This is a genomic window from Mycobacterium sp. NGS50, assembly GCF_059812545.1.
In genome coordinates, this window is the sequence record NZ_JCALCW010000039.1 from 1 (window position 1) to 22,402 (window position 22,402).

General features: G+C 67.2%; 23 protein-coding genes. 17 read left to right on the forward strand and 6 right to left on the reverse strand.

What is annotated here, in order from left to right; genetic code table 11:
- Positions 1-55: 55 nt before the first annotated feature.
- The 3 genes from fadD17 to AC5Y36_RS22035 are packed head-to-tail and all read right to left on the reverse strand — an operon-like array spanning position 56 to position 3,850.
- Positions 56-1,564, reverse strand: coding sequence for a long-chain-fatty-acid--CoA ligase FadD17 (gene fadD17, locus AC5Y36_RS22025; RefSeq protein WP_500043090.1), 1,509 nt, complete (start codon positions 1,562-1,564; stop codon positions 56-58).
- Complete coding sequence (locus AC5Y36_RS22030; RefSeq protein ID WP_500043091.1) at positions 1,564-2,661, reverse strand: acyl-CoA dehydrogenase family protein; 1,098 nt, start codon at positions 2,659-2,661, stop codon at positions 1,564-1,566. The genes fadD17 and AC5Y36_RS22030 overlap by 1 nt, the downstream gene beginning before the upstream one ends.
- Positions 2,662-2,671: 10 nt before the next feature.
- Positions 2,672-3,850 (reverse strand): acyl-CoA dehydrogenase family protein, encoded by a 1,179-nt coding sequence (locus tag AC5Y36_RS22035; RefSeq protein WP_500043092.1) that lies wholly within the window; start codon positions 3,848-3,850, stop codon positions 2,672-2,674.
- A gap of 167 nt (positions 3,851-4,017) precedes the next feature.
- Here AC5Y36_RS22035 and AC5Y36_RS22040 point away from each other — a divergent pair, with 167 nt between their 5' ends.
- From AC5Y36_RS22040 to AC5Y36_RS22100, 13 genes are all read left to right on the forward strand, one after another.
- Entirely contained in the window at positions 4,018-4,209 is a 192-nt protein-coding gene (locus AC5Y36_RS22040) for a ferredoxin (protein ID WP_500043093.1), read from the forward strand.
- Positions 4,210-4,225: 16 nt separating this feature from the next.
- Positions 4,226-5,134, forward strand: coding sequence for a 3-oxoacyl-ACP reductase (locus AC5Y36_RS22045; protein ID WP_500043094.1), 909 nt, complete (start codon positions 4,226-4,228; stop codon positions 5,132-5,134).
- 292 nt (positions 5,135-5,426) lie between these two features.
- Positions 5,427-6,191 (forward strand): MlaE family ABC transporter permease, encoded by a 765-nt coding sequence (locus tag AC5Y36_RS22050; protein ID WP_500043095.1) that lies wholly within the window; start codon positions 5,427-5,429, stop codon positions 6,189-6,191.
- A gap of 4 nt (positions 6,192-6,195) precedes the next feature.
- Positions 6,196-7,038 carry an MlaE family ABC transporter permease gene (locus tag AC5Y36_RS22055; RefSeq protein ID WP_500043096.1) on the forward strand — a complete coding sequence of 281 codons (843 nt, stop codon included), beginning with the start codon at positions 6,196-6,198 and terminating at the stop codon, positions 7,036-7,038.
- A gap of 21 nt (positions 7,039-7,059) precedes the next feature.
- Complete coding sequence (locus AC5Y36_RS22060) at positions 7,060-8,259, forward strand: MCE family protein (RefSeq protein ID WP_500043097.1); 1,200 nt, start codon at positions 7,060-7,062, stop codon at positions 8,257-8,259.
- Complete coding sequence (locus AC5Y36_RS22065) at positions 8,259-9,308, forward strand: MCE family protein (RefSeq protein WP_500043098.1); 1,050 nt, start codon at positions 8,259-8,261, stop codon at positions 9,306-9,308. Before AC5Y36_RS22060 ends, AC5Y36_RS22065 begins: the two co-directional genes overlap by 1 nt.
- Positions 9,293-10,366 (forward strand): MCE family protein, encoded by a 1,074-nt coding sequence (locus AC5Y36_RS22070; protein WP_500043099.1) that lies wholly within the window; start codon positions 9,293-9,295, stop codon positions 10,364-10,366. The genes AC5Y36_RS22065 and AC5Y36_RS22070 overlap by 16 nt, the downstream gene beginning before the upstream one ends.
- Positions 10,363-11,712 carry an MCE family protein gene (locus AC5Y36_RS22075; RefSeq protein ID WP_500043100.1) on the forward strand — a complete coding sequence of 450 codons (1,350 nt, stop codon included), beginning with the start codon at positions 10,363-10,365 and terminating at the stop codon, positions 11,710-11,712. The genes AC5Y36_RS22070 and AC5Y36_RS22075 overlap by 4 nt, the downstream gene beginning before the upstream one ends.
- The gene (locus tag AC5Y36_RS22080) at positions 11,709-12,881 is read left to right on the forward strand and encodes an MCE family protein (protein WP_500043101.1); all 1,173 of its coding nucleotides are present in this window, start codon (positions 11,709-11,711) and stop codon (positions 12,879-12,881) included. The genes AC5Y36_RS22075 and AC5Y36_RS22080 overlap by 4 nt, the downstream gene beginning before the upstream one ends.
- Positions 12,881-14,605 (forward strand): MCE family protein, encoded by a 1,725-nt coding sequence (locus AC5Y36_RS22085; protein ID WP_500043102.1) that lies wholly within the window; start codon positions 12,881-12,883, stop codon positions 14,603-14,605. Before AC5Y36_RS22080 ends, AC5Y36_RS22085 begins: the two co-directional genes overlap by 1 nt.
- Positions 14,605-15,294 carry an Rv1363c family protein gene (locus AC5Y36_RS22090; protein ID WP_500043103.1) on the forward strand — a complete coding sequence of 230 codons (690 nt, stop codon included), beginning with the start codon at positions 14,605-14,607 and terminating at the stop codon, positions 15,292-15,294. Before AC5Y36_RS22085 ends, AC5Y36_RS22090 begins: the two co-directional genes overlap by 1 nt.
- Positions 15,294-15,791: a mammalian cell entry protein gene (locus tag AC5Y36_RS22095; RefSeq protein WP_500043104.1), complete on the forward strand. Its 498-nt coding sequence runs from the start codon at positions 15,294-15,296 to the stop codon at positions 15,789-15,791. The genes AC5Y36_RS22090 and AC5Y36_RS22095 overlap by 1 nt, the downstream gene beginning before the upstream one ends.
- A 28-nt stretch (positions 15,792-15,819) precedes the next feature.
- Positions 15,820-16,338, forward strand: a complete 519-nt coding sequence (locus tag AC5Y36_RS22100) for a hypothetical protein (protein ID WP_500043105.1) — start codon at positions 15,820-15,822, stop codon at positions 16,336-16,338.
- Here the strand turns inward: AC5Y36_RS22100 and AC5Y36_RS22105 are convergent.
- On the reverse strand, positions 16,250-17,785 hold the full coding sequence (locus AC5Y36_RS22105; protein ID WP_500043106.1) for an alpha,alpha-trehalose-phosphate synthase (UDP-forming): 1,536 nt from the start codon (positions 17,783-17,785) through the stop codon (positions 16,250-16,252). The genes AC5Y36_RS22100 and AC5Y36_RS22105 overlap by 89 nt on opposite strands.
- Positions 17,785-17,949, reverse strand: coding sequence for a hypothetical protein (locus AC5Y36_RS22110; protein ID WP_500043107.1), 165 nt, complete (start codon positions 17,947-17,949; stop codon positions 17,785-17,787). The genes AC5Y36_RS22105 and AC5Y36_RS22110 overlap by 1 nt, the downstream gene beginning before the upstream one ends.
- Before the next feature lie 69 nt (positions 17,950-18,018).
- Between AC5Y36_RS22110 and AC5Y36_RS22115 the strand changes: the two genes are divergently transcribed.
- Complete coding sequence (locus AC5Y36_RS22115; protein WP_500043108.1) at positions 18,019-18,909, forward strand: enoyl-CoA hydratase; 891 nt, start codon at positions 18,019-18,021, stop codon at positions 18,907-18,909.
- A gap of 177 nt (positions 18,910-19,086) precedes the next feature.
- On the forward strand, positions 19,087-19,920 hold the full coding sequence (locus AC5Y36_RS22120) for an SDR family oxidoreductase (RefSeq protein WP_500043109.1): 834 nt from the start codon (positions 19,087-19,089) through the stop codon (positions 19,918-19,920).
- Here AC5Y36_RS22120 and AC5Y36_RS22125 read toward each other — a convergent pair whose 3' ends face one another.
- Entirely contained in the window at positions 19,921-20,811 is an 891-nt protein-coding gene (locus AC5Y36_RS22125) for a helix-turn-helix domain-containing protein (RefSeq protein ID WP_500043110.1), read from the reverse strand.
- A 143-nt stretch (positions 20,812-20,954) separates the two neighbouring features.
- Between AC5Y36_RS22125 and AC5Y36_RS22130 the strand changes: the two genes are divergently transcribed.
- Both AC5Y36_RS22130 and AC5Y36_RS22135 read left to right on the forward strand, forming a co-directional pair.
- Positions 20,955-22,181 carry a cytochrome P450 gene (locus AC5Y36_RS22130; RefSeq protein WP_500043111.1) on the forward strand — a complete coding sequence of 409 codons (1,227 nt, stop codon included), beginning with the start codon at positions 20,955-20,957 and terminating at the stop codon, positions 22,179-22,181.
- Positions 22,174-22,395 (forward strand): ferredoxin, encoded by a 222-nt coding sequence (locus AC5Y36_RS22135; RefSeq protein WP_500043112.1) that lies wholly within the window; start codon positions 22,174-22,176, stop codon positions 22,393-22,395. The genes AC5Y36_RS22130 and AC5Y36_RS22135 overlap by 8 nt, the downstream gene beginning before the upstream one ends.
- Positions 22,396-22,402: the final 7 nt, after the last annotated feature.

Below are 22,402 nucleotides of genomic sequence, written 5' to 3' on the forward strand. Positions count from 1 at the left end.
GGCCAAAATCCCGGTCTGAGTACACGTTCGGCGAGAAGAAGGTGCGCAGCCGGCCTCAGCGCTCGATGCGGAACACCGGATCGGCGCAGTCGACACCTTCTGCCGAGAGGATGCGTTTGAGCACCTTGAAGGTCTCGGTGCGGGGCAGTTCGGCGGCGATCCGCACGTACGACGGCCACTGTTTGGGCCCCAGGTCGGACTGCGCGGAAAGGAACGCCCGGAACGCGTCGGCGTCGAAATGTGACCCCGGCGCCAGCATCAACGCCGCCATCACCTGGTCGCCGACCGCCGGGTCGGGGATCGGATATACCGCGACCTCGGTGATGTCGTTGTGCCGCAACAACACCCGTTCGATCGGTGCGGTACCCAGATTCTCGCCGTCGACCCGCATCCAGTCGCCGAGTCGGCCGGCGAAAAACACGTACCCGGCGTCATCGCGATAAGCCAGATCGCCGCTGTGGTAAACCCCGCCGGTCATCCGTTCGGCTTCGGCGCCGGGGTCGTTGTAGTAGCCCTCGAACCGGCCGGCACCCGAGATGTTCACCAGCTCACCGACCACACCGGGCGGGCAGGGCTCGCCGGTGTCGACGTGGAGGATCTCGATCCCCTCGGGCAGCGGCCCCAGGGCGCCGGGCGGGCTGTCCGGAGTGTGGGTGATGGCGACCCCGCCCTCGGTGGACCCGTACCCGTCCATCGCGACGCAACCGAACCGCGCGGCGAAGCGCTCCACGTCGGCGGCCGCACCCTCGTTGCCGTACACGGCTCGCAGCGGATTGTCGGTGTCGTCGGGTTGTTGGGGCGTGGCGAGGACGTAGGACAACGGCTTGCCGACGTAGTTGGCGTAGGTCGCCCCGAATCGGCGCACGTCGGGAATGAACCCGGATGCAGAGAACTTGCGCCGCAACGCCATCGAACCACCGCAGGCCAACGACACCGCCCAGCCCACCAGTACCGCGTTGGAATGGAACAGCGGCATCGACACGTAGCAGACGTCGTCGCGTCCCAACTCGAAGCGCTGCGTCATCGTGATCCCGGCGATCGCCACCTTGCCGTGGCTGCACTTGACCGCCTTGGGATCACCGCTGGTACCCGAGGTGAAGATCAGCATGAACAGGTCGTCGGGGGTGGCGGGTGCGACGGGCAGCACGGCATCGCGGTATCCGGCCAGTTCCTCGGCCCACGCCGCCGAATCGACATTGATGTGCACGATATTGTCCAGCGTCGCCGCCGATTTCGCGTCCGCCAACACCACCTGGCAGTCAGAGTGGCTGATGTCGCGGGCCAACGCGGCCCCCCGGCGCACCGGATTGAGTCCCACCGGCACGATGCCGTACAGCCCGGCCGCGGCCAGCAGCGCCGAGAAGAACGGGGTGTTCTCCAGCAGCACCCCCACGTGCGGTGGCCGCTGCGGGTCCAGACGCGCCCGCAGCGCCGCCGCGATCGCCGTCGCCTGCGCAAGATGCTCACACCACGGGGTGAACGAATCCTCGAAGTAGACGCCGCGATCCTCGACTCCGGCCAGCGGCGCCAGGAGGTCGGTGACGGTCGGGAGCGCCTCGGACACTAAACCGGGGTGTCGGCCAGTTCGCGACCGATCGTCAGCAACTGTCCGGTGGCGCCGCCGAGTGCGAACTCGGTCTGCTTGGCGGCCAGGAAGTAACGGTGCACCGGGTGGTCCATGTCGATCCCCACCCCGCCGTGCACGTGCACGATGGTGTGCGCCACCCGATGGCCGGCCTCGGCGGCCCAGAACGCCGTGGTGGCCACCTGGGTGTCGGCGGGCAGATCCTCCGACAGCCGCCAGGCCGCCTGGGTCAGCGTCAACCGCAGGCCCTTGATGTCGATGTAGCCATCGGCCAGTCGCTGCGCGACCGCCTGGAAGCTGCCGATCGGGCGGTCGAACTGTTCGCGTTCGCGGGCGTACTCGGCCGTGAGCTGCAGTCCACGCTCCAGCACGCCGAGCTGAAATGCGCTGCGGCCCAGGGTGCCCAGTGTGGTCAGCCAGGCGGCCACCTCCTCGCCGCCGACTCGGCGGCCGGCATCCAGCTCGACGCCGGTCAACTCCAGATGACCGACGCTGCCCAGCCCGGTGGCGTCCAGCGAGGTCACCGTGACGCCGGGATCAGCGGCGGCGACCAGGAAAACCGCGCTACCCGAGCCGGTGTCGGCGGGCACCAGGAAGGCGTCGGCCACCGGGCCGTAACCGACCTGGGTGCGGGTGCCGGTGAGCCGGTAGCCATTCCCGGCCGCGGCAGCCTGCACCGGGCCCTGGCCCATCTCGCCGTCCAACGCGACGGTCAGCACCTTGTCACCGGCGACTGCGGGCGCGCCCCAGCCCTGCTGCAGTTCCGGCGAGCCGAACCGGGCCAGCGCGCCGGCGGCCTGCACCACCGATTCCAGATACGGCACCGCGGCGAGCTGGCGGCCCAACGCGGTCAGGACCGCGGCCTGCTCGAGCACGCCGAACCCGCCGCCGCCCAGCGACTCGGGCGCCGCAGTCGACAGGATGTCGGAGTCGAGCAGCTTGCCCCACAGGGTGCGGTCGAACCGTTGCTGAAGGCGGTCCAGCTCACGCTGGTGCTCGGGCGTGCAGACCGCGTCGACGATGGTGCCGACCAGGCCGGAGAGGTCTTGTGCTGCTTCGGTTGTGGAGAAGTCCATAACGAATCCTTTACCGGTTGCGGGGAAGGCCCAGGGCCACCATGCCGATGATGTCGCGCTGCACTTCGTTGGTTCCACCACCGAAGGTCAGGATCAGGCACGCCCGGTGCATGCGCTCGACCCGGCCGCGCAGCAGGGCGCCGGGCGAGTCCTGACGCAGCGTCGCGCCGGTGCCCAGTACCTCCATCAGCAGCCGGTAGGCCTCGGTGGCCAACTCGGTGCCGAACACCTTGGCGGCCGAGGCGTCCGCCGGTGACGGCGCGGCATCGGAAGACGATGCCAGCTCCCAGTTGATCAGCTTGAGCACTTCGGCCTTGGCGAGCACCCGGGCCAGGTTGAGCTGCACCCACTGCGAGTCGATGACCCGGTTGCCGTGGATGTCCTTGGTGTTCTGCGCCCACTCCCGGACCTCGTCGAGGGCCAGGAAGATCGGCTGCGCGGACACCAGCGCGACACGCTCGTGGTTGAGCTGGTTGGTGACCAGCTTCCAGCCCGCGTTCTCCTCGCCGACCAGGCTGGTCACCGGGACCCGGACATCGGAGTAGTAGGTGGCGCTGGTGTCGGGGCCGGCCATGGTGTGCACCGGCGTCCAGGAGAAGCCGTCGGCGGTGGTCGGCACGATCAGCATGGAAATCCCGCGGTGCTTCTTGGCCTCCGGGTTGGTGCGCACCGCCAGCCACACATAGTCGGCGTAGGCGATCAGCGACGTCCACATCTTCTGGCCGTTGACGACGTAGTCGTCGCCGTCGCGGACCGCGGTGGTGCGCAACGCCGCCAGGTCGGTGCCGGCGCCGGGCTCGGAATAGCCGATCGCGAAGTGCAGCTCACCGGCCGCGATCTTGGGCAGGAAGAACTTCTTCTGTTCCTCGGTACCGAACGCCATGATCGTCGGCGCGACGCTGTTGATGGTCAGAAACGGCACCGGGGCGCCGGCGATCGCGGCCTCATCGGTGAAGATCAGCTGCTCCATCGTCGAGCGCGCCTGGCCGCCGTACTCCTTCGGCCAGCTCAGCGTCAGCCAGCCGTCGTGGCCCATCTGGGCGACGGTCTCCCGGTAGACGTTGCCGGTGCCGTACTCGCCCTGGGTCGAACTCAGCGCTTCACGACGCTCCGGTGTCATCAGCGTGGAAAAGTACGACCGCAGCTCGGTGCGCAGCTGCTCCTGCTCAGGGGTGTAACTGATCTGCATCCCCGATATCCTCCACTCGGCTCACGGCTACCTACTCGCCATCTCTTGTAACACGTTCTAGTCTGTGGGTCCAGGCCGACAGTACAGCCGTCTGCGCGGTTCGTATTCTGGAGGTCTTCGTATTCTGGAGACCGGCCGGTTCAGCCCCGAGGTACAAGGAGAAAGTCATGCGAGTGGAAGTAGACCTCGACCGGTGCGAGGGCAACGCGATCTGCGTGGGAATAGACCCCGACGTGTTCGAACTCGATGACAACGAGCAGGCGCGTGTCCTGGTGGCACCGATCCCGGCCGACAAGGAAGCGCACGCCCTGCAGGCCATCGACGAGTGCCCTCGGGCCGCGTTGATCCGCAAAGACTAGAGGTATTCGTAAAAATATGACTGAGCACAGCAACGCGACCGATCTGTCCGGAAAGGTCGCGGTGGTCACCGGCGCGGCCGCAGGCCTGGGCCGCGCCGAGGCCATCGGGCTGGCACGTTCCGGCGCCACCGTCGTCGTCAACGACATGCCGGCCGCCCTGGAGTCCTCCGATGTCTTCGACGAGATCAGCGCCGCCGGCTCCAAGTGCGTCGCGGTCGCCGGTGACATCAGCCAGCGGGCCACCGCTGATGACCTGATCAGCCGGGCCGACGAGCTGGGTGGCCTGAGCATCGTGGTCAACAATGCCGGCATCACCCGGGACCGGATGCTGTTCAACATGTCCGACGAGGAATGGGACCTGGTCCTGGCGGTGCACCTGCGCGGTCACTTCCTGCTCACCCGCAATGCGGCGGTCTACTGGCGCGCCAAGGCCAAAGAAGCAGGGGGCTCGACCTACGGCCGGATCATCAACACCTCATCGGAGGCCGGTCTGGTCGGGCCGGTCGGCCAGGCCAACTATGGCGCCGCCAAGGCCGGTATCACCGCGCTGACCATGACCGCGGCGCGGGCGCTGGGCCGCTACGGGGTCTGCGCCAACGCGATCGCGCCGCGGGCGCGCACCGCGATGACCGCCGACGTGTTCGGCGCGGCGCCGGCCGACGGCGAGGTCGACCCGCTGTCGCCTGAGCATGTCGTCACCCTGGTCTCCTTTCTGGCGTCGCCGGCATCTCAGTCGGTCAACGGTCAGCTGTTCATCGTGTACGGCCCGAACGTGACCCTGGTGGCCGCACCGGTGGCCGAGCATCAGTTCTCCGCCGGCGGGTCGGCATGGGACCCCGCCGCGCTGAGCAGCACCATGGCGGGCTACTTCGCCGGCCGCGACCCCGAACGGGGGTTCTCGGCCACCGGGCTCATGCAACAGTGACCGCGATCGTCCCCTCGATCACCGCTAGAACGTGTTTCAGGGTAACCTGCATCACAATGGCTCTGAACTGCAGATATGACCGATTTTTCGGCAATCGCATGGTTCTTTGACACTGTGAACTTGTTCTAGCTAGCATGAGCCCACTCACACCGGGGCGCCCCACCTGTCCAAGTCACAGATTCGGTCTTATTCAGTGGGAAACCCCGGTGCTGCTCAGGCTGATGGTTTATACATCACCTAGCCGATACCTAGTTTGGTACCACCGCGCGACTCTGGCGAGGAAGGAACGAAGTTGCTCGAACAGCTTGCGGTTCCCGCCCGGGCTGTCGGCGGTTTTATGGAGATGACCGGCCAGGCGTTCCGGTACACGTTCCGGAGGCCGTTCCAGCTCCGTGAGTTCCTGGAACAGACGTGGATGATCGCCCGGGTTTCGCTCATCCCCACGCTGCTGATCGCGATCCCGTTCACCGTCCTGGTTTCGTTCACCCTCAACATCCTGCTGCGCGAGATCGGTGCTGCCGACTTGTCCGGCAGCGCCACCGCATTCGGCACGGTGACTCAGCTGGGGCCGATCTCCACGGTGCTGGTCGTCGCGGGCGCCGGGGCGACCGCAATCTGTGCGGATCTGGGTGCGCGCACCATCCGCGAAGAGATCGACGCCATGCGGGTGCTGGGCATCGATCCGATCCAGCGACTGGTGGTGCCCCGGGTGCTGGCCTCCACGTTCGTCGCTGTTCTGCTCAACGCGCTGGTGTGTGCGATCGGCCTGGCCGGCGGCTACGTGTTCTCGGTGTTTCTGCAGGGCGTCAACCCCGGCGCGTTCATCAACGGGCTGACGGTGCTCACCGGCCTGGGTGAACTGGTGCTCGCCGAAGTCAAAGCGCTGCTGTTCGGCATGGTCGCCGGGCTGGTCGGCTGCTATCGCGGCCTGACCGCCAAGGGTGGTCCGAAAGGGGTCGGCAACGCGGTCAACGAGACCGTTATCTACGCGTTCATCTGCCTGCAGGCGATCAACGTGCTGATGACCGCCCTCGGCGTGCGGATCCTGGTGCGGTGAGGCGATGAGCTACGACGCCACCGTGCGGTTCCGCCGCCTGTTCCGCGGAGCGCCGCAGGCCGTCGACCATTTCGGCGAGCAGGCCCTCTTCTTCGGAATGGCGTTCCGTTATATCCCCAACGCCGTCAACCGCTACCGCCGCGAGACCGTCCGGTTGATCGCCGAGATGACGTTGGGTGCCGGTGCGCTGCTGATGGTCGGTGGCACGGTCGGTGTCGCCACCTTCATGACGCTGGCCGCCGGCGGCACCCTGGCGGTGCAGGGCTACGCATCGCTGGGTGACATCGGCATCGAGGCGTTGACCGGCTTCCTGTCCGCGTTCCTCAACGTCCGCATCGTCGCACCGCTGATCGCCGGTATCGCGCTGGCGGCGACGCTGGGTGCCGGCGCGACCGCCCAGCTCGGAGCCATGCGGATTGCCGAGGAGATCGACGCCGTCGAATCGATGGCGGTGCACGCGATGTCATATCTGGTCTCCACCCGGATCGTCGCCGGGCTCGTCACCATCATTCCCCTGTACTCGCTGTCGGTGCTGGCCGCGTTCTTCTCGGCCCGGGCCATCACGGTCTACATCAACGGCCAGTCCGCGGGGCTCTACGACCACTACTTCGACACGTTCCTCAACCCGGTTGATCTCTTGTGGTCGTTCCTGCAGGCCATCGTGATGTCGATCGCGGTGATGCTGGTGCACACCTACTACGGATACAACGCGGCAGGCGGTCCGGTCGGGGTGGGCATCGCGGTCGGCCGGTCGGTACGGACATCCCTTATCGTCGTCGTCGTCGTCACGCTCGCGGTTTCACTCGCGGTCTACGGCTCCTCCGGCAACTTCAACCTCTCCGGATAAACGCAGGGATACCAGGACAGCATGGAAACGCAGCTGAAACGCAGCCAGGTCAGGATCGCCGCGGCGATCCTGGCCGGCCTGCTGGCCGCGGCGGCGATCTTCACCTACCTGTCCTACACCGCCGCGTTCACGCCGGTCGACACCGTCACGGTCACCTCGGACCGGATCGGCCTGATGACCGACCGCGACGCCAAGGTCAAATACCGCGGTATCCAGATCGGCAAGGTCCACGCCATCGACTACCGCGGCGACCAGGCCACGCTGACGCTGGCGATCGAACGCAGCCAGCTGCACTACATCCCGGCCAATGCGGAGGTGCACATCGGCGGCACCACCATCTTCGGGTCCAAGTCGGTGGAGTTCCTGCCGCCGAAGGACCCCGCGGCCACGTCGCTACGACCGGGCGACAAGGTGCATGCGTCCCAGGTGCAGCTCGAGGTCAACACACTGTTCCAGACGTTGACCGACCTGCTGAACAAGATCGACCCGGTCAACCTGAACGGGGCGTTGAGCGCATTGTCCGAGGGGCTGCGCGGCAACGGCGACAACCTGGGTGCGACCCTGTCCGGCCTGAACACCTATCTGGCACAGCTGAACCCGCATCTGCCCGCGCTGGAATCCGACTTCGCCAAGACCGGCAGGGTCGCCGCCGTCTATGCCGCCGCCGCCCCTGACCTGGCGCGAATCCTGGACAACGCCCCCACCGTCACCAACACCATCATCAATCAGCGGGACAACTTGAACGCCACCCTGCTGGCGGCGACCGGGTTGGGCAACAACGGATACGAGACCCTGGCGCCGGGGGCCGACGACTACATCGCCACGATCCACCGATTGCGCGCGCCGGCGAAGGTGCTGGGCGACTATTCCCCCGAGTTCGGCTGCCTGTTGAAGGGGTTGGAGGTCGAGATGCAGACCTTCGGGACGGTGTTCGGTGGGGTCAAGCCGGCGCTGTTCCTGTCGTCCAACTTCATCCCGGGCGTGCCGGCCTACACCTACCCCGAAAGCCTGCCGATCGTGAATGCCTCGGGCGGACCCAACTGTCGTGGCCTGCCGTACATGCCGACCAAACAGATGGGTGGATCCTGGTACCGGGCGCCGTTCCTGGTGACCGACAACGCCTACATCCCCTTCGAGCCGAACACCGAAGTGCAGTTCGACGCCCCGTCCACGGTGCAGTTCCTGTTCAACGGTGTGTACGCGGAACGGGACGAATACTGATGGGCGGCCACGAATCGCACCGCTCGATGCTGATCAAGGTCTCGGTCTTCGCCGTGGTCATGTTGGTGGTCGCGGCCGGCCTGATCATCGTGTTCGGGGAGTTCCGATTCGCGGCCTCGAACACCTACCACGCCAACTTCGCCAACGCCTCCCGGCTGAAGGCCGGACAGGACGTGCGTGTCGCCGGGGTGCCGGTCGGCACCGTGCACGCGGTGGAGCTGGCGCCGGACAACAGCGTCAACGTGACGTTCGACGTGGACAAGCGCTACCAGCTCTACACCTCGAGCCGCGCCCTGATCCGCTACGAGAACCTGGTCGGCGACCGATACATGGAGATCACCGCCGGCCCCGGCGAGCTGCACAAGTTGGGGCCGGGTGCCACCATCGCACGTGACCACACCCAGCCGGCGCTCGATCTGGACGCCCTACTCGGCGGACTGCGTCCGGTGCTCAAGGGCTTGGACGGCTCCAAGGTCAACGAGATGAGTGGCGCCATCATCGAGCTGCTGCAGGGCCAGGGCGGCGCGTTGTCCCAGATGCTGTCCAGCACCAGCGCCTTCAGTCAGAGCCTGGCCTCCCGCGACCAGCTGATCGGCGACACGATCACCAACCTCAACACCGTGCTGGCGACCGTCGACGCCAAGGGCGCCCAGTTCGACACCAGCGTCGATCAACTCCAGCAGCTGATCAGCGGGCTGGCCGAGGGGCGTGATTCCGTCGCCGGGGCGATCGGTCCGTTGGCGTCGGCGGAGTCCGCTTTGACCGAGATGCTGGCGAAATCCCGGCGCCCGCTGCAAGGCGTGATCGAGAACGCCCGGCCCTTGGCGACGGTGCTGGACAAACGCAAAGACGACATCAACAAGGTCATCGACCCGCTCGAAGAGAACTACATGCGACTCAACGCGCTGGGTGCCTACGGCTCGTTCTTCAACATCTACTATTGCTCGGTCCGTATCAAGATCAACGGGCCGGCCGGTAGCGACCTGCTCATTCCGTTCGGCGGCCCCCCGGACCCATCGAAGGGGAGGTGCACGTGGCCGACGCAGTAAAGCCTGCCAAGCAGCTGGACCGCGCGGTCCGCACCGGTATCTTCGGCGTCACCCTCGTCGTCTGCCTGGTGCTGGTGGCGTTCGGTTACACCAGTCTGCCGTTCTGGCCGCAGGGTCAGCCCTATGACGCATACTTCGCCGACGCCAGCGGCATCACCGCCGGCAGCGACGTCGAGGTCTCCGGCATCAGGGTCGGCAAGGTGACCGAGGTCGCCCTCGCCGGCGACAGCGCGAAGGTGTCGTTCACCGTCAACCGCAAGGTCCGGGTGGGGGACCAGTCGCTGGCGGCGATCCGCACCGACACTGTGCTGGGCGAGAAGTCGCTGTCGGTGACCCCGGGTGGCAGCGGCTGGGCCGCCAGCATCCCGCGGGGACGCACCACCACCCCGTACACGCTGAACGCCGCATTGCAGGATCTGGGCGGCAACGTCGGCGACCTGGACAAGCCGAAATTCGAGCAGGCACTCAACACGCTCACCGACTCCCTGCGGGATGCGACCCCGCAGCTGCGCGGCGCGCTGGACGGGGTCGCGGATCTGTCCCGCACCCTCAACCGCCGCGACGATGCACTGCAACAGCTGCTCGCGCACTCCAAATCGGTGACCCAGGTGCTGGGCCAGCGGGCCAACCAGGTCAACCAGCTCGTGGTCGACGGCAACCAGCTGTTCGCCGCGCTGGATCAGCGTCGCCAGGCGCTGAGCACCCTGATCGCCGGGATCGACGACGTGTCGACGCAGCTGTCGGGTTTCGTCGCCGACAACCGCCAGGAATTCGGACCGGCCCTGACCCGGCTGAACTCGGTACTGGACAACCTGCTGGACCGCCGCGAACGGATCAGCGGTGCACTGCGCCGACTGCCCGGCTATGCGACGGCCCTGGGCGAGGTGGTCGCCTCCGGTCCGGGGTTCCAGATCAACCTGTACGGTCTGCCGCCGGCCACCATGGCCGAAGTGTTGCTGGACGGCTACTTCCAACCGGGCAAGCTGCCGGACAGCCTCGCCGATTATCTGCGCGGAATGATTGCGGAGCGCCTGATCATTAAGCCGAAGTCGCCATGACCGTCCGTTCCGTGCTGCAGAACCGAAACCGGGCGTTTCGGGTGATCCTGGCTGTCCTGCTGGCATTCGTGCTGGCGGTCGGCGCGTACCTGGCCTGGCCGATGCGCGGCGGACACCGGGTCGTCGGTTACTTCTCCTCGGCGGTCGGCATCTACCCGGGTGACGAGGTCAAGGTGCTCGGGGTGCCGGTCGGCAAGATCGACGGGATCGAGCCGCGCGTCGACGATGTCAAGATCACCATGACCCTGCGCCACGGCGTCGACCTGCCGGCCGATGCGCGCGCCATCATCGTGGCGCCCAATATCGTGTCGGCCCGCTTCGTGCAGTTCGCACCGTCCTACACCGGCGGCCCCAAACTCGCCGACGGCGCGTCGATCGGGCAGGACCGCACCGGGGTGCCGGTCGAATGGGATGAGGTCAAGACCGAACTGAAGGCGCTGTCGGCCCAATTGGGACCCGCCCAGGGTAAGACGGCGGGCACGCTGAGCGCGTTCGTCGATCAGGCCGCCGACACCTTCGACGGCAACGGCGACTCGTTCCGGGCCGCGCTGCACGAGTTGTCCCAGACGGCGGGCCGGCTCGGCGACTCCCGCACCGACCTGTTCGGGACCATCAAGAACCTGCGCCTGCTGGTCGACGCCCTGTCGGCAAGCAACGAGCAGATCGTGCAGTTCTCCCACCACGTCGCATCGGTGTCGGGGGTGCTCGCCGACAGTGCCACCGACCTGGACCAGACCCTGGGTACGCTCAACCAGGCGCTGCGCGACGTCAAGGGCTTCCTGCACGACAACAACGACGTGTTGATCGCCCAGGTCAGCAAGCTGGCCGATTTCACCAAAATCCTGTCCGACCAGCACGACGACATCGAACAGGTGCTGCACATCACGCCGAATGGCCTGGCGAACTTCTACAACATCTACAACCCGGCCCAGGGCACCGCGTCGGGCTTGTTGTCGCTACCCGACCTGGGCAACCCGGTGCAGTTCATCTGCGGTGGCACCTTTGACACCGGTACCACCCCGGACAACTTCAAGCGGGCCGAGATCTGCAAGGAGCGGATGGGGCCGGTGATGCGGCGCTGGACGATGAACTTCCCGCCGCTGCTATTCCACCCGGTCAATTCCATCACCGCCTACAAGGGCCAGGTCATCTACGACACCCCGGCAACCGAGGCCAAGGCCCAAACCCCGATCCCGTACCTGCAGTGGCTGCCGGCACCCGGGGTGGGCCAGGTCAACCCCGACGATGTGGCTTCGATGTTCCTGCCGCCCACCCCGCCCCCGGTGCCCGGGCAACTCGGCAGGCCGCCGGGTCCGGCGCCGCAACCGCAGGGAGCCGGCGGATGAGGCGGGTCAGCTACCGGGTCGCGGTACTCGGTTCGGGGGCGCTACTGCTGGCGGGCTGCCAGTTCGGCGGCTTGAACTCGCTGAACATGCCCGGCACCGCGGGGCACGGTCGCGGGTCCTACAAGATCACAGTGGATGTGCCCGACGTGCTGACGCTGCCACAGAACTCGCCGGTGATGGTCGACGACGTCACAGTGGGCAGTGTGTCCGGCATCGACGCCCGGCAACGGCCGGACGGCACGTTCTACGCCGCGGTGCAGTTGTCGCTGGATCCTGGCGTGCGGCTGCCGGCAAACGCCACCGCCAAGGTCGCGCAGACCTCACTGCTGGGTTCTCAGCACATCGAACTGGCTCCGCCGCCGCGGGGAGGGGAGCCCGCGGTGGGCACCCTCAGCGCGGGCGGCCACCTCCAGCTGAGCCAGGCCAGCCGGTACCCGAGCACCGAAGAGGTGCTGTCCTCGCTGGGTGTCGTGGTCAACAACGGCAATCTGGGTGCGCTGCAGGACATCACCGATGCGGCCTACGCGGCGGTGGCCGGCCGGGCCGGCACCTTCGCCGAGCTGATCCCGAGATTGGCGCAGCTCACCGCGTCGCTGGAGCGCCAGACAGGCGACATCATCACCGCCCTCGACGGAATCAACCGGGTCGGTGACACGCTGGCGCGCAGCAAGGACAACCTGGCGCGCACGCTGGATACCCTGCCGGGGGCGCTGCGCGTACTCAACGACAACACGACCAACATCGTCGACGCATTCGGCGCGTTGGGCGCCCTGGCGACGGTCGCGTCAAAGATACTGGTGCAGACCAAGGATGACTTCGCCGCGGACCTCAAAGACCTCTACCCGGTGGTCAAGTCGCTGGCGGACAACGCAGACTCCCTGGTGACCACGCTGGATGCGACCACCACGTTCCCGTTCGTCGGAAGGTACTTCCGCAACGCGGTCCGCGGGGACTACCTCAACGTGATCACCACCTTCGATCTGACCCTGCGCCGGCTGGGAGAGACCATCTTCACCACCTCGGCGATGGACCCGAACATGCAGCACCTCGACGAAGTCGTGAACGCACCGGACTTCCTGATCGGCGATCTGGCCAATCTGTCCGGGCAGGCCGCCGACCCCTTCAAAATCCCGCCGGGCACCGTGGCCGGACAGCAGGGAGCACGCTGATGCTGGATCGTCTGGCCCGCATTCAACTGGCGATCTTCGCCGTCATCACGGCGCTCTCGGTCGGCTCGATCGCCCTGTTCTACCTGCACCTGCCCACCACGCTGGGGCTCGGTAGCTATCACGTGAGTGCCGACTTCGCCGCCGGGGGCGGCATCTACCGCAGCGCCAACGTCACCTACCGCGGTGTGACGGTCGGCCGGGTGGAGGAGGTCAAACTCTACGACGACGGCGCGGACCCGGACCAAAAAGGCGTCAGAGCCTTGATGCGCATCAACAACAGCGCACACATCCCGGCCAGTGTCACCGCCACCGTGAAGAGCGTGTCGGCGCTGGGCGAGCAGTACATCGACCTCGTGCAGCCCGACGGCCAGCCCCCGCAGGGCCAATTGCACGCCGGCTCTCGGATCGGCCAGGACCGGACCGCGATCGGCCAGGACATCGCCGGGCTGCTCGCGCAGTCCCAGGAGTTGGTCAACAGCGTCACCAACAGCCGGCTCAAAGACCTGCTGGCCGAAGCGTTCAAGGCGTTCAACGGGTCCGGGCCGGAGCTGGCGCGGATGATCGAGTCGTCCCGAGGGCTGATCGACGAGGCCAACGCGCATTACGACGACGCCACCACACTGATCGATCAGGCGGGTCCACTGCTGGACGCCCAGATTCGCAGCAGCGATGACATCACGTCACTGTCCGCCTCGCTGGCGCGACTCACCGCGGAGGTGGCCCAGGCCGACCCCCAGCTGCGGTCGACCCTGGAGACGGCGCCCGGTGTCGCCGATGAAGCCAACACCGCCTTCACCGGCATCCGGCCGACCTTCCCGATGCTGGCGGCCAACCTGGCCAACCTGGGCCGGATCGGTGTCATCTACCACAAGTCGATTGAGCAGGCGCTGGTGATCTTCCCGGCGCTGATCGCCGCCCTGACCACCGTCGCCGGTGGATCGCCAACGGAGGAGGGGGCCAAACTCGACTTCAAGATCGACCTCCACGACCCGCCGCCATGCTCGGTCGGTTTCGTGCCGTTCGGCGACATGCGTTCCCCCGCCGACGAATCGCTGCGTGAGCTGCCTACCGATCTGTACTGCAAGACGGCGCAGAACGATCCCGCTGCGGTGCGCGGCGCACGCAACTATCCCTGCATGGAATTCCCGGGTAAGCGCGCCCCGACCGTGCAGCTGTGCCGCGACCCGCAGGGCTACGTGCCGATCGGGAGCAACCCGTGGCGCGGGCCGCCGATCCCGTACGGCACCCCGATGAACGACCCGCGGATGACGTCGCCGATGAACAAGTTCCCCTATATTCCGCCGGAGGCCGACTACGACCCGGGTCCACCGGTCGTGCAGTTGCCGCCGGGTGTGCCCGCGGGGCCGGGCCCGGCGCCCAACCCGCCATACCCGTTGCCGGTGCCGCCCAACCAGCCCGGACCGCAACCGCCGCCCAACGCGTTCTACGCGCCGCCGGACCAGAACCTGCCGACCGCACCCGGCGGCAACGGCGGACTGCCGCCGTACGGGCGGCCCGGCCCGCCGCCCGCCGATGCGCCCCTGCCGGGTCCGCCGGCCGGTCTGCCGGCGGAGGCGAGCGGTGCTGGGTACACCACCTACGACGAGCGAACCGGGAAGTTCATGGATCCCGCGGGTGGGACGGGCACCTTCGGGCCCGGCGATCCACGTCAGCGACCCGCCGAGAACTGGGTGGATCTGATGCTTGATCCGAGGCAGGTGTAGTGGACGAATCCGTGTCCGCACCGGCCACCGGGCGGGTGCGGCGGCGTGCGTCGCGCGCTGCCGGGCCGGCCGGTGATGCCACCGATGGGGTCACCGCGACGGTGCCGGTGTCGGAGTCGACGACGGTCGGTGTCAAGGCCGGCCGCCCGGTTGGGCCGCCACCGCGCCGGCCGGCCAATGGCCGGCTGGTCGCAATCCTGGCGCTGACGGCCGGGCTGATCGGGGTGTTGGTGCTGGGCGGGCTGATCGGCGTGCTGGTCACCCAACAACGCCACGCGAACGCCGACACCGCGCGTGAGCAGCGGTTCGTCGACACCGCGTCGCAGACGGTGGTCAACATGTTCAGCTACCGGCCGGAAACCATCAACGAGAGCGTGGACCGGTTCATCGACGGAACCAGCGGCCCGCTGCACGACATGCTGAGCCAGCAGGGCAATGTCGAGGGCCTCAAGTCCTTGTTCCGCGACACCAACGCCAGCTCCGAGACGGTCATCAACGGTGCCGCGCTGGAGGACATCGACGAGGAGCGCCAGAACGCGTCGGTGCTGGTCTCGGCGCGGGTCACGGTCACCGACATCGACGGCGTCAACCGGCCGTCGCAGCCCTACCGGCTGCGGGTGATCGTGCACGAGGACGGCAACGGCGCCATGAGCGCCTACGACCTCAAATACCCCAATGGGGGCAACTGATGCGGCAGGTGATCGCCCGGCTGCCGGGCCTGATCGCGGTGCTGCTGGCGGGTGCCTTCGTCGGACTGGCAGCCGCGGGCGGCTGGCTGTATTGGAATCGGCTGGAGCGCAACGGCGAACAGGCTGCCCGCGCCCAGCTGGCCCCGCTGGCCGGCACCGAGATTCCCAAGATGTTCGGCTACGACTATCAGACCGTGGAACGCAGCCTGACCGAGACCTACCCGCTGCTCACGCCGGACTTCCGCCGGGAATTCGAAGGCCGCGCCGCCAAGGACATCATTCCGGCGGCCCGGGACGGCCAGATCGTCAGCCAGGTCAACGTGGTCGGAGTGGGCGTGCTGGACGCCCAGCGGACATCGGGATCGGTGATGGTCTACATCAACCGCACGGTGACCAGCAAGGCCAACAAAGACCCGCTCTACGACGGCAGCAGGCTGCGGGTGGACTATCTGAAGATCGGCGGCAAATGGCTGATCAATGGGATCAAACCGATCTAGAGTCAGACCTGCGGACGGGAGGTTCATCGTGAAGTTGATGCCGATGGTGTCGGCCGTGCTTGCCGCCGCGGGTGCTGCGGTCGCCGGCGCAGGCCCGGCGGTGGCCGAGTCGGACCTTGTCGAAGGGGTCTACAACGTCGTCCAGGATGGTGCGCAGGTGGCTGTCTGGACGATCAGCCCGATCTGCGTCCCGGTAGTCGGTGACGCCCGGGTTCCGCTGGAGCTGCCGGTGGGGTGTGGGCTGGCGGTGTTGAGCTCGATCGGCGACACCGGCACCTTCCGGCTGACCGGCGGCCGATGGTCGTATTCGGCGTTTGTTCAGGGCGCCATCAAGTGTCCGGACGGTACGGCGTTTCCGGTACACCAGACCTACGCATTCGACGACTCGCTCAACGGCACCCAGACGCTGACCTACGGCCATGCCTGTGGCCAGCAGCCCGGCATCAGCCGTCACCCGTTCACCCTGAGCTATGTTGGGCCGCTGCCTCACCCGAACTCGCGCTACCCGCTGAACTGCCAGGACAACCCGCAGCACCTGTGTTCCTGAGCGCGTCGAGGAACGACCGCGCCCAGCGGTCCACATCGTGAGCCAGCACCTGGCGGCGCAGTGAACGCATCCGCCGCCGGCCGTCCTCGCGGGGCTGGTTGATCGCCGCTTCGATCGCGTTCTTCACGCCGTCCAGGTCGTGCGGGTTGACGAGATAGGCCTGGCGCAATTCGGCGGCCGCACCGGTGAACTCGCTCAACACCAGTGCGCCGCCGAGGTCGCTGCGGCACGCCACATACTCCTTGGCCACCAGGTTCATTCCGTCTCGCAGCGGGGTGACCAGCATGACGTCGGCAGCCACGAAGAAGGCGATCAGCTCGTCGCGGGGGACCGGGCGGTGCAGGTAGTGCACCACCGGATGGCCGACCTCCGCGTACTCGCCATTGATGTGGCCGACCTGGCGTTCGATCTCGTCGCGCAGAATCTGGTAGCTCTCAACGCGTTCCCGGCTCGGCGTCGCCAGTTGCACGAACACCGTGTCATCGCCCTTGACCCGGCCCTCCACCAGCAACTCGTCGAAGGCCTTCAGCCGGACATCGATGCCTTTGGTGTAGTCGAGGCGGTCGACGCCGAGCAGAATGGCGCGGGGATTGCCGAGCTCAGAGCGGATCTCCCTGGCCCGCCGCCGGATACCGCGGTCGCGGGCTTTGGCGTCCAGCTCGCCGGCGTCGATCGAGATGGGGAAGGCGCCTACGGTGACGCTGCGGGTGTCCAGTTGTACCTCGCCGAACCGCGAGCGCACCCCGACCAGTCCGCGCGAGGTGTTCGCGCCGACCAGCCGCCGCGACAGGATCAGGAAGTTCTGCGCGCCGCCGGCCAGGTGGAAGCCGACCAGGTCGGCGCCCAGCAGCCCCTCGATGATCTCGGTGCGCCACGGCAGCTGCATGAACAGTTCCACCGGCGGGAACGGGATGTGCAGAAAGAAGCCGATGGTCAGGTCGGGGCGCAGCTCGCGCAGCATCTTCGGCACCAGCTGAAGCTGGTAGTCCTGCACCCACACCGTGGCGCCGGCGGCGGCCGCGCGTGCGGCGGCGTGCGCGAAACGGCGGTTGACGTCGACGTAGCGGTCCCACCACTGCCGGTGATAGCTCGGTTTGACGATCACATCGTGATACAGCGGCCACAGTGTGGCGTTGGAGAAGCCTTCGTAATACTGCTCGACGTCCTCGGCGGACAGCCGCACCGGATGCAGCTGCAGATCCTCCGCGACGATCGGATCGTCGATCACATCGGTTTCCGGCTCAACCAGCCCGGCCCAGCCGATCCAGGCCCCGCGTCGCCGCCGCAGCAGCGGCTCCAGCGCGGTCACCAGTCCACCGGGACTGCGCTTCCAGGAGGTGCTGCCGTCGGGCAGCCGTTCCATATCGATCGGCAGCCGGTTGGCGACCACCACAAAATCGGAATCCCCCGGCCCGCTAACGGGGCCGCGGTCTTCCGGGCGGCTCATCAGCTCTCGTTTTTCGATGGCCCAATGCCGAGCATGGACAGAAACACCCGGCATTCGTCGGCGTCGGTCGCGTAGGCGGCGACCACCCGACGGGCCTGGCGCGCGGTGCTGTCGGCCAGCGGCTCCACGTCGCCGATCTCGGCGGGGTCAGATTTTGCGGGCATCAGCTCACTCTACAGCCGCTGCGCCACCCAGCGTGGCCGGCGTTACACGTTGGCCGTAATGTGCAAAGCATGGCTGACCTGGTGACCTACGAAACCCTCGATGACGGGCAGATCGCCCGAATCTGGCTGAACCGGCCCGATGCACACAACGCGCAGAACCGGACGCTGCTGGTCCAGCTCGACGAGGCGTTCTCTCGCGCTGAAGCCGACGACGACGTGCGGGTGGTGATCCTCGCGGCGCGCGGCAAGAACTTCTCCGCCGGGCACGATCTCGGGTCCGAGGAGGCGCTGGCCGAACGGGCTCCCGGGCCCGGGCAGCATCCCACCTTCCGCTCGCACGGCGCCACCAAGGAACCCATCGCCGAGAAACTCATCCACCAGGAGTGGCACTTCTACTTCGAGAACACCCGCCGGTGGCGCGACCTGCGCAAGATCACGATTGCGCAGGTACAGGGCAATGCGATTTCCGCGGGCCTCATGCTGGTCTGGGCCTGCGACCTGATCGTGGCTGCCGACAACGCGAAGTTCTCCGACGTGGTCGGTGTGCGGCTCGGCATGCCGGGTGTCGAATACTATGCCCACCCTTGGGAATTCGGCCCGCGCAAGGCTAAGGAACTGCTGTTGACCGGGGATTCGATCGACGCCGAAGAGGCCTACCGGCTGGGCATGGTGTCCAAGGTGTTCCCGGTCGACGAGCTCGAGGACAAGACGCTGGCGTTCGCCCGGCGGATCGCCCAGCGTCCGACCATGGCCGCCTTGCTGATCAAGGACTCGGTGAACGCCGCCGCCGACGCGATGGGTTTCACCGAGGCGCTGCGGCACGGCTTCCATATCCACCAGCTCGGCCACGCGCACTGGGCCGCGCACAACGAGAACCGTTTCCCAGTGGCGCTGGCGCCCGATGTCGAGGATTGGCGCACCGCCAAACCCACCCAGCCGGCACGCCGCGACCAGCCCTGAGCCCGCCCGCGCCAGGCTTTGCGGTGTGTGGGCGGGCCACCGCACCGCGAGATTGCATCGTTGTACGAAAAGGTCGAGTGGACCTGTACCTGAGTGCAATCTCGACGCCAGGGGTTCGGGCGGTGGCGGCACGTGGTTCCATAGGTAGAACGTGTTCCAATTACCTAAGGGGTCGGTGTGCAGCTTTCGTTGGAGGACCGGACCTGCCTGGTCACCGGTGGCGGTAGCGGTATCGGCAAGGCGGTGTCCGCGGCGCTGGCGCAGGCCGGGGCAAACGTGGTCATCGTGGGCCGCAACGCCGAACGGTTGCGGGAGACCGCCGCCGAGATCGAGGCTGCCGGCGTCACCGGTGCGATCCGGTGTGCAGCCGCCGACATCACCAACGAGGAGGAAACGGCGGCCGCCGTCGACGCCGCCACCGCGTGGAACGGCCGGCTTTACGGCGTCGTGCACTGCGCGGGCGGATCGGAGACCATCGGGCCGATCACCCAGATCGACTCCGAGGCGTGGCGCCGCACCGTCGACCTCAACGTGAACGGCTCGATGTACGTGCTCAAGCACGCCGGGCGGGCACTGGTCAGCGGCGGCGGCGGTTCGTTCGTCGGGATCTCCTCGATCGCGGCCAGCAACACCCACCGCTGGTTCGGCGCCTACGGCCCGACCAAGTCCGCGCTGGACCACCTGATGCAGCTGGCCGCCGACGAACTCGGCGCGTCGTGGGTGCGAGTCAACAGCATCCGCCCGGGCTTGATCCGTACGGAGTTGGTGGCGCCCATCCTGAACTCGCCTGAGCTGAGCGAGGATTACCGCATCTCGACGCCGCTGCCCCGGCCCGGCGAGGTCACCGACGTCGCCAACCTGGCGTTGTTCCTGCTCAGCGATGCGGCCAGCTACATCACCGGCCAGGTCATCAACGTCGACGGTGGGCAGAAGCTACGGCGCGGCCCGGACTTCTCGGCAATGCTGGAGCCTGCCTTCGGTGCCGACGGGCTACGCGGGGTGGTGCAGTAACTAGGTACTGAGTTTCGCTGCAGTAGCACGGATTTCGCGGATGTAGCGGTGACGGTCGGCGGCGCTGACCGCATCGCGAAGCGGCCCCAGTTGCAGTTCGTAGACGGCCTCGCCGCGTTCGAAAATCGCGGTGGACAGGTAGCTCACCGACAAATCCCGGTCGGTGCCCAGCTGATCTGACGTGTAGGGAATGCCGCCGACGCTGCTCAGCTGCTCGAAGATCTGTTGGCGCAGCACGGCCCGCCGGGGGTGTTCGGCGAGTAGCTCCACCACTTCCGCGAGCATGTCGAGGGTCTTCGGATCGGCTGTGCCCAAGCCGAACACGACGACTCCGTTGGCGCGCACCTGGGCCAGCACGTCGTCGAGGACGTCCTTGCCGAGTCCGCGTGCTGACGCCAGCCATTTTCGTTGCGCGCGGTTGTCACGGTGGGCGATAACCGAGGCGCCGCCGGGTGCGACCAGCGGCAGCCGGACACCGACGCCGACCCCGGGCGGAATGCGGCCTTTGCCCCTTGACACGGTGATGAAACGCAATTCGTCGGACCCGACCAGGGCCACCGACGCTCCGCACCCGGCCCGATCCGCCAGGTCCTCGATCGCACGGGCGAATTCCGTTGATAGCGGCAGTGCTTCGCGAACCGCATTCGCGACACCGATCAGCCCGGGGCCCAGCGTGTAGCTGCGGTCTGCTTGTCGCGTCGCCCAGCCGGCCCGCTCCAGTGCCAACAGGATCGACGTCACGGTGGATCGGTTCAGTTCCAGGCGGGACGCGATCGACGCCACCGTGTTCGGCTGATGCTGTGCCGCCAGCAGTTCGACGATGGCGACCACCCGATCGGTCGGCGGAGAACCCGTCCGCTCCACCTCGCCTCGTCCGCCGGGCCCAGTCATTGCGCTCCCTTACTTCGCGATCCGGGTGGTCCCCGATCCTACGACGGCCAGACTCTTGCGCGACTTCCGCGCCCGTTATAGCATCCTCGAAACACAAATATTCGTCATCATGACGACAACTATTCGTCACCGAAAGGGATGGGATGACCGCGACGATGCCCGACGAGATCGTGGCTTTCACGCCGCGCAGCGGCAAGACCTGGAGCGCGCCGTGGCCGATGTATGCCGCCCTGCGTGACCACGATCCGGTGCACCGCGTGATCCCGGAGCGCGCACCGGACAAGGACTACTGGGTGCTGTCCCGATACGCCGATGTCAGTGCCGCCGCGCGGGACTGGGAGACGTTCTCCTCGGCGCAAGGGCTGACGATCGACTACGGGGAGATGGAGCGGCTGGGCATCAGCGACAACGCCCCGCTGGTCATGCTCGATCCGCCGAGGCACACCGAGCTGCGGCGACTGGTGCACAAGGGCTTCACCCCGCGCCAGATGGTGCTGGTCGAGCCGGCCGTTCGTGCGTTCGCCGTCGAGCGCATCGAGCGACTGCGCGCCAACGGTGGTGGGGATATCGTCACCGAATTGTTCAAACCGCTGCCGTCGATGGTGGTCGCGCACTACTTGGGTGTGCCCGAGCAGGATCGCAGCCAGTTCGACGTCTGGACCGATGCGATCGTTGCCGGTGCCGTCGCCGGCGGCCAGCCACCCGAAGCCGTTGTGGCCATTGCCGAACTGTTCGCCTACTTCACCGAGCTCGTCAAGCGGCGACGCAAGGAGCCGGGCGAAGACACGGTGTCGCATATGGTCGCGGCCGGGCTCGGCGCCGACGGCGACATGCTGGGCGTGCAGAAGATCCTGGGTTGGACCTTCACCATGATCACCGGCGGCAACGACACCGTGACCGGGATGCTGGGCGGCAGCGCCTTGCTCTTGACCCAGCACCTCGATCAACGCGCGAGGTTGGTCGAGGACCCGGCCCGCATCGGCGATGCCGTCGAAGAGTTGCTGCGGCTGACGTCGCCGGTGCAGGGGCTGGCCCGCATGACCACCCGGGACGTGACGGTCGACGACACGACCATCCCCGCCGACCGTAAGGTGCTGCTGCTGTACGGCTCGGCGAATCGCGATCCGCGCCAGTACGGGCCGGACGCGGACGCGCTGGACGTTGGACGCAAGCCGCAGGGGATCCTGGCATTCAGCCAGGGCAACCACCATTGCATCGGCAACGCCGCCGCGCGGATGCAGTCCCGGGTGGTGCTCGAGGAACTGCTGAGCCGCTGCCCGAACTTCCGCGTCGACTGCGATGCCATCCGGTACGCGGAAGGGATGTTCGTCCGGCGTCCGGTCAGCCTGCCCTTCATTCCTGATGCCTGACACCGGGGACCAGCCCGCCGTGCGGGTCATCGTCGAGCGCGGGCGCTGCGTCGGAAACGGCATCTGCGAGGGGATCCACCCATCGGTCTTCGAAGTGGGCGACGACGGCGTCGTCGTCGTCCACGGCGAGAACATCCGCGACCAAGACCGGCAGGTGTTGTCGGACGCGGTCGATAACTGTCCTGCCCAGGCGTTGCGGATCGCCGGGTACTAACCACCAC